13 protein-coding genes are annotated in these 13,900 nt (G+C 44.0%); all 13 read left to right on the plus strand.

The genetic code is table 11. The features are described 5' to 3' along the window. Positions 1–245 precede the first annotated feature (245 nt). Positions 246–1,292, plus strand: coding sequence for a phenylalanine--tRNA ligase subunit alpha (gene pheS, locus AC3E6G_RS02550; RefSeq protein WP_048691032.1), 1,047 nt, complete (start codon positions 246–248; stop codon positions 1,290–1,292). Between the two features lie 2 nt (positions 1,293–1,294). After that, positions 1,295–1,810: a GNAT family N-acetyltransferase gene (locus AC3E6G_RS02555; RefSeq protein WP_048691034.1), complete on the plus strand. Its 516-nt coding sequence runs from the start codon at positions 1,295–1,297 to the stop codon at positions 1,808–1,810. Between the two features lie 172 nt (positions 1,811–1,982). Further along, positions 1,983–4,388: a phenylalanine--tRNA ligase subunit beta gene (pheT, locus tag AC3E6G_RS02560; RefSeq protein WP_490700385.1), complete on the plus strand. Its 2,406-nt coding sequence runs from the start codon at positions 1,983–1,985 to the stop codon at positions 4,386–4,388. Between the two features lie 235 nt (positions 4,389–4,623). Continuing rightward, positions 4,624–4,932: a hypothetical protein gene (locus tag AC3E6G_RS02565; RefSeq protein ID WP_048789197.1), complete on the plus strand. Its 309-nt coding sequence runs from the start codon at positions 4,624–4,626 to the stop codon at positions 4,930–4,932. A 13-nt stretch (positions 4,933–4,945) separates the two neighbouring features. After that, the gene (locus tag AC3E6G_RS02570; RefSeq protein ID WP_003002675.1) at positions 4,946–5,155 is read left to right on the plus strand and encodes a helix-turn-helix transcriptional regulator; all 210 of its coding nucleotides are present in this window, start codon (positions 4,946–4,948) and stop codon (positions 5,153–5,155) included. Positions 5,156–5,208: 53 nt separating this feature from the next. Further along, positions 5,209–5,931 (plus strand): DUF3169 family protein, encoded by a 723-nt coding sequence (locus AC3E6G_RS02575; protein WP_490700386.1) that lies wholly within the window; start codon positions 5,209–5,211, stop codon positions 5,929–5,931. 11 nt (positions 5,932–5,942) lie between these two features. Then, positions 5,943–6,836 (plus strand): ABC transporter ATP-binding protein, encoded by an 894-nt coding sequence (locus AC3E6G_RS02580; protein ID WP_490700387.1) that lies wholly within the window; start codon positions 5,943–5,945, stop codon positions 6,834–6,836. Then, positions 6,833–8,047: an ABC transporter permease gene (locus AC3E6G_RS02585; protein ID WP_490700388.1), complete on the plus strand. Its 1,215-nt coding sequence runs from the start codon at positions 6,833–6,835 to the stop codon at positions 8,045–8,047. The genes AC3E6G_RS02580 and AC3E6G_RS02585 overlap by 4 nt, the downstream gene beginning before the upstream one ends. Before the next feature lie 103 nt (positions 8,048–8,150). Further along, a complete protein-coding gene (locus tag AC3E6G_RS02590) occupies positions 8,151–9,074 on the plus strand; it encodes an aldo/keto reductase (protein WP_490700389.1) in 924 nt (307 codons plus the stop codon). A gap of 148 nt (positions 9,075–9,222) precedes the next feature. After that, positions 9,223–9,798 (plus strand): TetR/AcrR family transcriptional regulator, encoded by a 576-nt coding sequence (locus AC3E6G_RS02595; protein WP_490700390.1) that lies wholly within the window; start codon positions 9,223–9,225, stop codon positions 9,796–9,798. Further along, positions 9,795–10,475, plus strand: a complete 681-nt coding sequence (locus tag AC3E6G_RS02600; RefSeq protein ID WP_414325822.1) for an ABC transporter ATP-binding protein — start codon at positions 9,795–9,797, stop codon at positions 10,473–10,475. The genes AC3E6G_RS02595 and AC3E6G_RS02600 overlap by 4 nt, the downstream gene beginning before the upstream one ends. Positions 10,476–10,478: 3 nt before the next feature. Then, positions 10,479–11,624 (plus strand): FtsX-like permease family protein, encoded by a 1,146-nt coding sequence (locus tag AC3E6G_RS02605; protein ID WP_490700391.1) that lies wholly within the window; start codon positions 10,479–10,481, stop codon positions 11,622–11,624. Positions 11,625–11,882: 258 nt separating this feature from the next. After that, positions 11,883–13,646 carry a glycerophosphoryl diester phosphodiesterase membrane domain-containing protein gene (locus AC3E6G_RS02610; protein ID WP_490700392.1) on the plus strand — a complete coding sequence of 588 codons (1,764 nt, stop codon included), beginning with the start codon at positions 11,883–11,885 and terminating at the stop codon, positions 13,644–13,646. Positions 13,647–13,900: the final 254 nt, after the last annotated feature.

Consider the following 13,900-nt stretch of genomic DNA (forward strand, 5'->3'; position numbering starts at 1 on the left):
GCTAAACTAGATAGTAATTGAATAGAAATCTGCAAGACTAGTACCTCAAGGGAAGTGCAACAGGGAGAAGAGCCGTGACTGAAAGCTCTTTGCATGAAAGCTGAGTGAATTCACTTGCGCAAGGATTTAGAAATTAAGGTCTGAGTTTCAGATAAAAAACGGATGGTACCGCGTGTCAACGCTCCGAATATGGATGTGGCGCGTGGTTTTTTCTATGTCTGAGTGAGGACCATGATGGAGGAAATATGTCAACGATTGAAGAACAACTAAAAGCGCTTCGAGAAGAAACGCTGGCAGCCTTGAAGCAGATCTCTGCTGAAAATAAAAAAGAGATGCAAGAGCTACGCGTCTCTGTCCTTGGGAAGAAAGGCTCTCTAACCGAGATCCTCAAAGGGATGAAAGATGTCTCTGCTGAGATGCGTCCGGTCATCGGGAAACACGTTAATGAAGCCCGTGATGTTTTGACGGCTGCCTTTGAAGAAACAGCTAAGCTCTTGGAAGAAAAGAAAGTCCAAGCCAAATTAGCTAGTGAGAGTATCGATGTGACCCTTCCGGGACGTCCAGTCGCAGTTGGTCATCGCCATGTCTTGACCCAAACCAGTGAAGAAATCGAAGATATCTTTATCGGGATGGGCTACCAAGTTGTAGATGGCTTTGAAGTCGAAAAAGACTACTACAACTTTGAACGCATGAACTTGCCAAAGGATCACCCAGCTCGTGATATGCAGGATACCTTCTATATCACAGAAGAAATCTTGCTTCGGACCCACACATCACCAGTTCAGGCGCGTGCAATGGATGCGCATGACTTTAGCAAGGGACCTTTGAAAATGATTTCTCCAGGCCGTGTTTTCCGTCGGGATACAGATGATGCGACCCACAGCCACCAGTTCCATCAGATCGAAGGCTTGGTTGTTGGGAAGAACATTTCTATGGCGGACCTTCAAGGAACGCTTCAGTTGATCGTGCAAAAGATGTTTGGTGCAGAACGTCAAATCCGTCTGCGTCCTTCTTACTTCCCATTCACCGAGCCATCCGTTGAGGTCGATGTATCTTGCTTCAAATGTGGTGGAGCGGGATGTAATGTATGTAAGAAGACAGGTTGGATCGAAATCATGGGGGCCGGTATGGTTCACCCACGCGTGCTCGAGATGAGTGGCATTGATTCGACAGTCTATTCAGGATTCGCCTTTGGACTTGGTCAGGAGCGTGTAGCCATGCTTCGTTATGGAATCAATGATATCCGTGGCTTTTATCAAGGAGATGTTCGCTTCTCAGAACAGTTTAAATAATCATGTTAGTTAGAGTAAAAATCGATCAATTACAGACCTTACGTGACCTAGAGGTGGAAACCTATCGGGAGACCTTTGGTCCCTATATTGTTGAGGAAGACTTGGAAGAGTACTTCTCTACCGTGCTCTCTTTGGAGCAAATCGAGAAGGATCTGCTAGATCCAGAATCTGAAATCTATTTTGTCCTCAATGAAGAACAAGAAATCTGTGGTTTTCTCAAGATCAATTGGGGGCAAGCACAGACGGAGCCAGTAGAGATGGACAAGTCCTTTGAGATCCAACGGATCTATGTCAAAAAGGAATTTCATGGGGCTGGTTTTGGCAAGGAAATGTTTATCTTTGCGCTGGATCAAGCCAAGAGCCGGGGCTTTGAGTGGGCCTGGCTAGGTGTCTGGGAACGCAACTTTAAGGCGCAAGATTTTTACTATCGCTTTGGTTTTGAACGATTTAGTGAACACCAGTATGTTACCGGAGATACCGTGGATACAGACTGGTTGTTGAGAAAGAAATTGATCTAGAATGGACAAGAAGTCTCAGAATTGGAAGCTTCCATTCTAGAGAAGGGGAGGTTATTAGACCTTCCTAAGCTAGCCTCGAGCTGGAAAACACAAAATGAAAGGATCAAAACGAGGGTGGATGGAGATCTAGGAAAGATATCTAGATTTCTGCTTAGCCCTTGGTATCTTACATATGTTAGTTAGTTATAAATGGTTAAAAGAATTGGTGGACATTGATGTGCCATCACAAGAGTTGGCTGAAAAAATGTCAACCACAGGGATTGAAGTAGAAGGTGTCGAATCACCAGCTGCTGGCCTCTCAAAAATTGTCGTCGGAGAAGTCTTGTCTTGCGAAGATGTGCCAGAAACTCATCTTCATGTTTGCCAAGTCAATGTGGGCGAAGAAGAAGCTCGTCAAATCGTCTGTGGAGCACCAAATGTGCGTGCAGGAATCAAGGTTATGGTGGCTCTTCCAGGTGCTCGCATCGCGGATAACTACAAGATTAAAAAAGGGAAAATCCGTGGCTTAGAGTCACTAGGGATGATCTGTTCACTTGGTGAATTGGGCATTTCTGATTCCGTTGTACCTAAGGAATTTGCAGATGGCATCCAAATCTTGCCGGATGATGCAGTACCAGGTGAGGAAGTATTCTCTTACCTAGACTTGGATGATGAAATCATCGAACTTTCCATCACGCCTAACCGTGCAGACGCTCTTTCTATGCGTGGGGTAGCGCACGAAGTAGCAGCGATTTATGACAAGGCAGTCAATTTCAAAGACTTTGCTTTGACTGAAACAGACCAAGCTGCAGCAGACGCTCTTTCTGTCAGCATTGACACAGACAAGGCGCCATACTATGCTGCTCGTATCTTGGACAATGTGACCATCGCACCAAGTCCACAATGGTTGCAAAACCTTCTCATGAATGAAGGCATTCGTCCGATTAACAATGTCGTCGACGTGACCAACTATATCCTGCTTTACTTTGGTCAGCCTATGCATGCCTTTGACTTGGATACCTTTGAAGGAAACGACATCCGTGTGCGTGAAGCGCGTGCTGGTGAGAAATTGGTGACCTTGGATGGGGAAGAACGTGACTTGGAAGTAACTGACTTAGTGATTACGGTTGCAGACAAACCAGTAGCCCTTGCAGGTGTTATGGGTGGACAAGCGACGGAAATCTCTGAAAACTCTAGTCGTGTCGTCCTTGAAGCCGCTGTCTTCAATGGCAAATCTATCCGCAAGACCAGCGGTCGTCTCAACCTTCGTTCTGAATCATCTTCTCGTTTTGAAAAAGGCATCAATGTGGCAGCAGTCAATGAAGCTCTTGATGCGGCAGCAAGCATGATAGCAGAGCTTGCAGGTGCAACCGTGCGTAAGGGCATCGTTTCAGCAGGCCAGCTTGATACTTCAGATGTAGAAGTTTCTTCAACCCTTGCAGACGTCAACCGTGTCCTTGGGACAGAGCTTTCCTACGCAGATGTCGAAGATGTCTTCCGTCGTCTTGGTTTTGGTCTTTCTGGAAATGCAGAAGCCTTCACTGTCAGCGTACCACGCCGTCGTTGGGATATTACCATCGAAGCGGATCTATTTGAAGAAATCGCTCGTATCTATGGTTATGACCGCTTGCCAACCAGTCTTCCAAAAGACGATGGGACAGCAGGTGAATTGACTGCGACACAAAAACTCCGTCGCCAAGTTCGGACGATTGCTGAAGGGGCAGGCTTGACTGAAATCATTACCTACGCTCTGACAACTCCTGAAAAAGCCGTTGAATTTACGACTGCACCAAGCAACCTAACAGAACTTATGTGGCCAATGACTGTGGAACGTTCAGTTCTCCGTCAAAATATGGTTTCAGGTATTTTGGATACAGTTGCCTACAACGTTGCGCGTAAGAACAAAAACTTGGCTCTTTATGAGATTGGAAAAGTCTTCGAGCAAACGGGTAATCCAAAAGAAGACTTGCCAAACGAAATCAACAGCTTTGCCTTTGCTTTGACAGGTTTAGTCGCTGAAAAAGACTTCCAAAATACAGCAACACCAGTTGATTTCTTCTATGCTAAGGGAATATTGGAAGCTCTCTTTGCTCGCTTAGGTCTTGAAGTGACTTATACAGCAACCTCTGAAATCGCTAGCCTCCATCCAGGACGTACAGCCTTGATTTCACTCGGGGATCAAGTTCTTGGTTTCCTCGGTCAAGTACACCCTGTGACGGCTAAGGCTTATGATATTCCAGAAACTTATGTAGCTGAGCTTAACCTTTCAGCTATCGAAGCAGCTCTTCAACCAGCCGCTCCATTTGTGGAAATTACGAAGTTCCCAGCAGTCAGCCGTGATATCGCCCTTCTCCTCAAAGAAGAAGTGACTCACCAAGAAGTGGTCGATGCCATCCAAGCTGCAGGCGTGAAACGTTTGACAGATATCAAACTCTTTGACGTCTTCTCAGGTGAAAAACTGGGTATCGGAATGAAGTCCATGGCTTATAGCTTGACCTTCCAAAATCCAGAAGATAGCTTGACCGACGAAGAAGTCGCACGCTACATGGAAAAAATCCAAGCATCACTTGAAGAAAAAGTAGACGCAGAAGTGCGTTAAATTGTAAAAAGATGAAACAGTTGAGAATTTCTCAGCTGTTTTTTTCTTACAGGATTTGCAAGTTATAGGCCTTGAAACCCTATTAAAATAGAGAAATTCCTTTAAGTACTCAAAATATCTGTGTCAAACATCTTTCTATTTTTGACAAATATTTTTATTTTTTTGAAAAATATACTTGTCAAAAAGAAAAAGAAGTGTTACAATGATTTCAGTTGAAAGAAGAAGAGGAGTTGTTATGGACGCCATTTGGATTCTCATTATCCCTTTTCTGGTTATATTTTATACAAGCTCAGAAAAGAAGATTAAAAGGTTGAACAAGCGCATCAAAAGATTAGAAAAACAGGTGAAAGGAAATCAAGACATGTCTAGACTTTTAGAAGAATTGAAAGGCCAAACGGTCACGGTTACAGTGAATGGTTTTGGAACCGAATATGAAATTACGGATATCGATGAAGATTGGGTCAAATTGAGCCGTGAGAATAAGAAAAAAGAGAAGGAATTCAAATTAGTTCGCATCGAAGATATTCAAGGTATTCAACTATAAGGGGGCGAAAGCCATGATCTTAAAAAATCGACTGAAAGAGCTGAGGGCGCGTGATGGGCTCAACCAATCCGAGCTAGCTAAGCTAGCAGGGGTCTCGCGCCAGTCCATCAGTCTCTTGGAGCGAGGGGAATACACCCCTTCGGTTATCATTGCTATCACCATCGCCCAAATTTTCAAGGAACCGGTGGAGAATGTTTTTAGTCTAGTAGAGGGAGAAGAATAAAAGTGAAAAAGAAGTATAAAGAAAGGTCAGCCCGTTTTCGTTTTTGGAGAAATATGGCCTGGATCCTTTCAGGATTAATCATTGGCTTTTTGATAGGTTTTTTTGGTTCAGACCATCCTATTGAATTCCAAAAGCTATTTGATCGAGATATGCTCTATATAGGGTCAATCATTTTATATCTGGTGAGCTTCGGAATTGCGTCTACTTATCTCTTGTTGTCCCGCCAGTCTTATCAGATGATGGAGGAGACAGAAGATGAAGACGAAGCCTACCGTTATGAAAGCCAAACGAGAAGAATATATGACATGGCCACGATTCTCAAAGGCGTCATGATTGTTCCTTATCTATTAGTGATTTACTTTTCTTGCCAAAAACTAGTCTATGAAGAAAAACTAACAGGTGTTTTTGGGAAATACACCATCCCGCTTATTTTCCTTGTCTTGCTCCTTCTTACTTTTGGGCTTGAACATCAGTTTCGAAAAACCTTCAAACAGATTTATGGAAAAGCAATCCCACGCAATGCTAGTGGGGCAGAAGTCCGTGAATTAATAATGAGCATGATGGATGAGGCAGAGAAACAAATTTGCTATGAGGAGAATTACGATATTGTCTTCAAGTTAAGCAATTATGTCTTACCGATTTCCTTGATGGTGATATTCTTAGTTGGCATTACTTTCCAGGCAGATATCTTGTTAGCATTAGTAGTTGTATCACTGATTTATGTCTATATCTTGGTCTCTCAGTACAAGATTACCAAACGTTATTATAAAGAGTAGAGGAGTTTTCTATGTTAGAAATCAGAAATTTAGAAAAGAGTTTTGGCAAGAAGCAAGTCTTGTTCGGAATTGACTTGACTGCGAAAAAAGGATCCATCTTAGGTTTGATCGGGAAGAACGGAGCAGGGAAGACTACCATCTTCCATAGTATCCTCCGCTTCCTTGACTACAGCGGAGATATCCAATTGGATGGCCAAGCAATCAGTCAGGAAACCTATAAGGAAATTGGTTACCTGCCAGAAGAGCGGAGCCTCATGCCTAAGTTGACCATCTATGAGCAAGTTCGTTACCTTGCCAATCTCAAAGGCATGTCAACAGCTGAGGTCAAGGAGAAACTTCCAATCTGGATGGAAAAACTCCAAGTAAAAGGAAAATTAACCGATAAGATCAAGAGCCTCTCAAAAGGGAATCAACAAAAGGTGCAATTGATCATTACCATGATCCATGAGCCGAAATTGATCATCCTAGATGAGCCTTTTAGTGGACTGGATCCTGTTAATACAGAAGTCCTCAAGCAGGTCATCTTTGAAGAAAAAGAACGCGGTGCAACTATTATCTTCTCAGACCATGTCATGACCAATGTAGAAGAACTCTGTGATGAGTTGGTCATGATCCGTGATGGATCAGTGATTCTCTCAGGTCCCGTACAAGAAGTTCGTAATAGCTTTGGCAAGACTCGTCTCTTCGTATCCAATGACTTCAGTAAAGAGGAGTTGGAAGCCTTGCCTCATGTGACTAAAGTGACTATGACCAAGCAAGGTCTATGGAAGTTGGTATTGGATGATGAGACAGCAGGTCCAGACCTCTTTGACCAGTTGACCAAGGGTCGCTATCTAGCAACCTTTGACCAACAAGCCCCAACCATTGATGAAATCTTTAAATTAGAATCAGGAGTAGAAGTATGAAACAGATGCTGATTGTTATCAAAGAAACTTATTTACGCCAAGTGAAATCATGGAGCTTTTTCCTGATGGTTCTTTCTCCCTTTCTCTTCATTGGATTGACGATTGGAATAAACTACTTCGTTGGCTCTTCTACCTCTGCTAAAAGCAACATCGCCTTGATTACAGATCAAGCTCCTGTCAAGGAAGGATTGAAAGACACCGATGGCTTGACCTTTGACTATAAGGACGAAGCAGCAGCTAAAAAGGCCATGAAAGAGGAAGAAATCAAGGGAATCCTCACAGTTGAAGAAAAGGATGGCCAGCTAGAGGCTCGCTACCAGAGTGAGGATGCCATGAAGCCAGATTTCAAATCAATCGTCATGGCAAAATTGAGTCAGGTGCAACAAATGCTCAATGTTTCTAAGGCAGACTTAAGCCAGGAGCAGTTAACAGCCCTTTCTCAACAGGTCTCATTGACTGAAAAAATTGATGAGAAAAAAGAAGGATTGAAAATGGTGCAGACCATGGTAGCTGGAGGAATCGGTTTTCTTCTCTACATGATTCTAATCTTTTATTCAAGTATCACTGCCCAAGAGGTAGCCAGTGAAAAAGGAACCAAGATCATGGAAGTGGTCTTCTCAAGCATTCGCGCAACTCACTATTTCTATGCTCGTATGATTGGTCTATTCGGAGTGATTTTTACCCATATTGGTATCTATGCAGTAGGTTTGGGAGGCGTTTGGATCTTTAGAGATTCCATTCCGCTTGTGAAAGATGTTTTATCTCCAGACTCTCCTATTACTCAACATATTGGACAATCCATTTCCTTGAATACCTTCTTCTTTATCATTCTTGGAATCTTCATGTACGTGGTACTCTCAGCTTTCCTAGGTTCAACAGTTGCTCGTCCAGAAGATACAGGGAAGGCCCTCTCTCCTCTGATGATGTTGGTGATGGTTGGATTCTTTGGAGTGACTACCTTGGGTAGCGCAGGAGATGTCCCACTATTGAAGATTGGATCTTACGTTCCATTCATTTCAACCTTCTTCATGCCATTCCGTACGATCAATGGCTATGCAAGTGGACTTGAATCATGGGGTTCATTCGGAATCGCCTTGGCCTTCACGCTCCTCGGCACCATGATCATTGGAAAAATCTATTCTAGCCTCATCTTACAAACGGATGACCTAGGCTTGGTCAAAACAGTTAAAAAAGCCTTGAGCTATCGTTAAAAGAGACACCTTCAGTAGATGCTGAAGGTGTTTTACTTTGTGAAATCATTGCTGTTTGATCTTCTTTCCTTTATAATGAAGGAAGAATGAAAAGGAGGCGGACATGAACTATATTGAGTTTGCTGAAAATGAGCGTCTGTCCACGATTGTCCTTGGGATGATGCGGATCAGTCAGTTGAGTGAAGATGAAGTGGAGGCCTTGGTGGAGGCGGCCTTGTCGATTGGGATCAACACTTTTGATCTGGCGGACATCTATGGCGATGGCCAGTGTGAGGTCCTGCTGGGGAAGGTTCTCAAGCGTCGTCCGGATCTTCGGGACCAGATGTGGATTCAGTCCAAGTGTGGCATTCGCAAAGACGGCTTTACCTATTTTGATTTTTCCAAAGATTATATTTTGGATTCCGTTGATGGTATTCTCAATCGTCTGCAGATCGAGCGCTTAGACAGTCTCCTCCTTCACCGACCGGATGCCCTCATGGAGCCGGAAGAAGTGGCGGCAGCGTTTGATCACTTGGAGCAAGCGGGCAAGGTCCGTCATTTTGGGGTGTCCAATCAAAATCCCATGATGATGGAATTGCTCAAAACGGCAGTCAAACAACCTCTCAAGGTTAACCAGTTGCAGTTGAGTGCCGCCTTTACACCGAGCTTTGAAGCTGGTTTTCATGTCAATATGGAAGGGCCTAAAGCAGCCATGCGAGATGGCAGCGTCTTTGAGTATTGTCGCTTAAATGATACGGTGATTCAAGCCTGGTCTGTCCTCCAGCATGGCTATTTTAAGGGGAACTTTGTCGGCAAGGAAGAGTTTGCGGCCCTCAATCATGTCCTCAATGACTTGGCGAAGAAATATCAGGTCACTCCGACAGCTATCGCCCTTGCTTGGGTCCTCCGCTATCCGGGTAAGATACAGGCAGTCATCGGAACGACCAAACCCCAGCATGTCCTTGAAGCGGGGAAAGCAGCAACAGTGACCCTAACCCGCAAGGAATGGTACCAAATCTACTTGGCGGCGGGCAATGATTTGCCTTAGAATCTTGTTAGTAAACCAGACTCCACTCCTATCAGTGGGCTGGTTTTTTGTTTTATATTTTACAGATTTTTCTTGACAAGTCTTAATTTGTTATGGTATTCTTTATGCAACATATGTTGCGTAACAACTGTTGCGCGAAAGGAGTCTTATGCCACCAAAGGTTAAATTTAGTAAAGAGACTATCATTGGGACGGCTTTACAATTGGTGAGAGAAGAGGGCCTGGCTAGTTTGACGGCTCGAGCTTTAGCAGAGAAACTGGGAGCCACGCCAAGGGTCATTTTTGGGCAATTTGCTAATATGGCTGAGTTACAAGCAGAGGTTGTTGTTGCTGCGGAAATGGTAGTGGTGGAGTATATACGAAAGGCTTTAGAAGATGAGAAGCCCTTCCGTTCTGTAGGGATTGCTTATATCCTGTTCGCCTCAAAAGAGCCCCAACTCTTTCAATTGCTTTTCCAAAATCCTAGCAAAGATCCGATTCGTCGCTTTCAAGATTTTCTTCCCATGAAGGATCATAGTTACCAATTAGTTCTGGATTCGATTGTCGCAGACTATCCTTTGACGTTAGAGGAGGCTAGTCGCCTGTACCAGCATTTATTTATCTACTCACACGGAATGGCCTCTATGGTTGCTTCTGGTATTTATCAGTTCAGCATGGAAGAAGTGATTGGTTTATTGACAGAAGTTTGTCAATCTCTCATCAAAGAAATGGTAGGAAAGAAATGATTCAACTAGAAAATGTTCACAAAAGTTACGGTCAAACCAAGGTTTTAAAAGGGATTGATTTGCAGATTCAAGACCAGGATGATGTGGTTATCCTAGGTCCTTCTGGATCAGGAAAGTCAACCCTCTTAAACGTATTATCCGGATTAGAAAAGGTAGATGAGGGGCATATTCTCATTCAAGGACAGGATTTGTCTCAACTCACTGATGCTCAATTGACAGCCTTTAGACGTGAGAAGATAGCCTTTATTTTTCAGCAGTATTATTTATTACCGAATCTGACGGTTAGACAGAATGTAAAGATGGGAGCTGACCTGGCAAGCAATCATGATTTTTTGCAGATTATCGAGGATTTGGGGCTTGGTGATAAGCTGGACAAGTATCCAAGTGAATTGTCTGGTGGGGAACAGCAGAGAGTCTCCATTGCCCGTGCCTTGGCCAAAAAGCCAGAGATTCTTTTCTTAGATGAGCCGACGGGGGCCCTGGATGAAGAAACAGGGCGCAAAATTCTCGACTATATCTGGAAGTTGAAGGAAAAGCTAGGCTTTACCTTAATCATGGTGACACACAACCAAAATATTGCGGATATGGGCAGAACCATCATTCGCGTCAATAGTGGCAAGATTACCCAAGTTGTGACCAACGATCAGCCTCAGAATGCCTATGAGATTGGATGGTAAGCCATGTTTTCAGTAAAAGATATTCGAAAATTAGTTGTCGTCAGTATCATCGGAGCTTGTGCGGTCTTTGTGGCCAATCTCTTCTTGAATTTTTATCTGGATATCGAGCAGTTGGAGATTTCTAAAACCAATCCCATGATTACGACCTACTATGATGCCCAGGTTTCGCTTTCCTGGATGGTGGCCATGGTCAGTGGGGTCGTCTTGTCCTTGACGTCGATCCTTCTCATGTGTTTTTATATCAAACAATTTGTCGATGACCACAAGGAACAATTAGGGATTTTAAAGGCTTTGGGATACAACAATGGCCAGTTGGCGAAACGGTTTTGGGCCTTTGGGCTCAGTTTTGGAGCTGGAGCGCTTCTTGGCTATTTTGCTTCCTTTCTCATGATGGGACATTTTTATGACTTTCGAAATGAAAAGGGGATCCTGCCAGGAATTACCATTCATTTTCATTGGCAGCTTTTGCTTGCTTTGGTGATCCTGCCAACGAGCTTCTTTATGGTTCTCGCGATTGGCTATGCTAGAAGACAATTACAAACGCCAGCACTTCGCTTATTGAAAAAATCTCCAACACCAATCAAGGCCCAAAGGAGAAAGAGGGCTCCTAAGAAAGAGAAGGCCTTCCTAAAAGAGCTGTCCTCATCACTGATTTGGGGGAGAAAATCTATCTTGTTTTTTGTGGTCTTTGGCTCCATGTGTTTTGCGGCCATGGTTCAATTGTCCTTTGGCCTCAAGGATTACACAGATGACATCATCCAAACCATGATGATCATGATTGGCTTGATCCTTTCTTTCTCGATTCTCTTTTTGTCATTGGGAATTGTGGTCTCTGAAAGTCGCGAAACCTTGGCTCTTATGAAGGCATTTGGCTACACTGATCGTGAATGCCAAGGTCATATTCTCGCTCCCTATCGTTTTTGGGCTTATTTAGGATTTGCCCTTGGGACGGCTTATCAATACGGCATCATGGAAATTTTGATTGGTGTGATCAAAGACACCGTTCCTGAAAAGATTGAGCATCACTTTGATGGGAATGTGTGCTTCTGGACTTTGATTGGCTTTGCTGTGGTTTATGAAAGCCTCTTTTATCTATCCAACAGAAAACTCCAAAAGCAAACCATCAAAGAAGTGCTCTTAGCTGAATAAATAGAAAAGAGAGTGGGACAGAAATCGGTAATTCGTTAGAATTCGATTTCGTCGTCCCACCTCCGCACAGTTGAGTAGGGCTGTAAAAGCTGATGAAATCAGCGTAGTAGAGCCCACTCAACCACTGCGTCTTGCTCGACAATCAAAAAATAATTGAGAGGCTAGGACTTTTGTCCCAGCCTTTTTCTTGTAGAATCATTGACAGGGAGAGGCTTTTCCGCTATTCTAGGGGAATAAAAGAAATGAAAGAGAGACAGCATGAAACGGAGTTATTGGCAGGACCTGAAAGGGGCCTTTTACTTAATCTGGCGCAACAAATGGTCCTTTATCTCTGTGGGTATCCTTTTGCAGTTTGTGGTTGGTATAGGAGCTGCGGCCTTGAGTTGGGTCTTTCAACTGGCCCTCCTCTTATCGGGTGAGTCCAACATTGACAAGAACAATATCCTCACGACCTTGACCAATCCATTGAGTCTAGTGGCATTGATTTTCTTTGCCATTGTCTTCGCCTTTCTCTTTATGCTGGAGATGCGGACCATGATCGCCCTGATCTATCTGTCTCGTACGGATCAGCACCTCTCTTTTAAAAAGGTTTTTCGCCAGTCTTTTGGTCGCTTAAAGGATTTTAGCGGTTGGAACCTGTTGCATTTTCTCTTTTATATGGTTCTGACTCTGCCTGTAGCGGGTCTCTTCATTGGCTCCACTCTGACGGACGGTCTCTATATTCCGAACTTTATCACAGGGGAGTTTAGCAAGACCACCGCTGGGGCTATCGGCCTCTTCCTAGTCCAAGTGCTTCTGATCTATCTCAATCTGCGTCTCATCTATACGGTGCCCAATATCGTGATTGAAGAGTTGCCTTTTGGCGTTGCCATGCGCAAGAGTTGGGAGATGACTAGAAAAGGTGGGATTCGCCTGATCCTGCGGATTTTTTCCTTTGAGTTTATCCTCTCTGTGACAGGAATTCTCTTGATTCTTGGCCTTGTCTTTGCGTCTAGTCAACTGGACAAAACGGGCCAGCATATCTGGGTGCAGACCATCTTTTTGGTCTTAATCCGCCTTTACATTTTCCTCTTTTCTGTCATGTCTAAACTGGGAATCTTGGGAATCATCCTGGACAATGGCTGGGAGGCTCCAAGTCGCTCGGTCATCAAGACTCGAGGCTCTCGCAAGATGAAGGGGCTCTTTGTCCTGACCTTACTTTTCCTCTTGGCTCAGTCAGGGATGGCAGCATTTGACTTAGCGACCTTAGAGGTAAATGACCAGATCAAACTCGTAGCCCATCGTGGTTATGTGGCCAAGGGAGTAGAAAATTCCCTCGAAGCACTCGAGGCAGCTGCCAAGGTGAAGGCTTCTTATGTCGAGATGGATATCCTCTTGACCAAGGACAATCAATTCGTCGTCATGCATGACTACAATCTCAAACGCTTGGCTGGAGTAGACAAGGATGTCAAAGATATGACCCTAGCTGAGGTGCAGGGATTGAAGATCCAGCAAGATGGTCATACCAGTCACATCCCATCCTTTGAGGAGTTTGTCACACGGGCTAAGGAGCTGCATATGCCGCTTTTGGTCGAGCTCAAGCCTCACGGTGCAGAACCGAAAAACTACGTGGATCTCTTCGTCAAAAAGATGAAGGAGTTGGGAGTTGATAAGGACTATCCAGCTATGTCCTTGGATCTGTCGGTGATGGAAAAGGTGGAGAAGAAAGCTCCGGAGATCAAGACCGGCTATGTCATTCCGATTCAATTTGGACAATTTAAAAACACCTCAGTCGATTTCTTTGCGATCGAAGACTTTTCTTATCAGGAGGATTTGGTAACCCAGGCCCATGAGATGAAAAAAGAGCTCTATGTCTGGACCATCAATGACGAAGAAAAGTTAACGGCCTATCTTCAACGGCCGGTCGATGGGATCATCACGGATGAAGTCGCAGAGGCACAAAGATTGAAGAAAAACTTGAAGAAGAACAAGACCTATTTTGATCGCTTCTTGAGCTTGGTATCTCTCAGTACCAGTGAATAGGAATACAGTTTAAATAGAACTCTAGCCAACTGGGCTTCAAGATGGTCAAATCGGAATATTCTGTGGAGAGGATGACTAAATGTTTGATTTTTCTCCCATATTCCTCTATACTAAATAGTATAAATAATGAAAGTCGTCCCTACAGTAACGCTGTCAGGGCGCTTTCTCTTTCTATAGCTTTCTTTTGTAGGTGCAATCCTTTCAGACCGAGGGACTGTTTCTTTGTTCGGAAATGGACGTCTTGCTAAAGAAAA

It is taken from the genome of Streptococcus sp. SCPM-O-B-23252 (M501) (assembly GCF_058200355.1).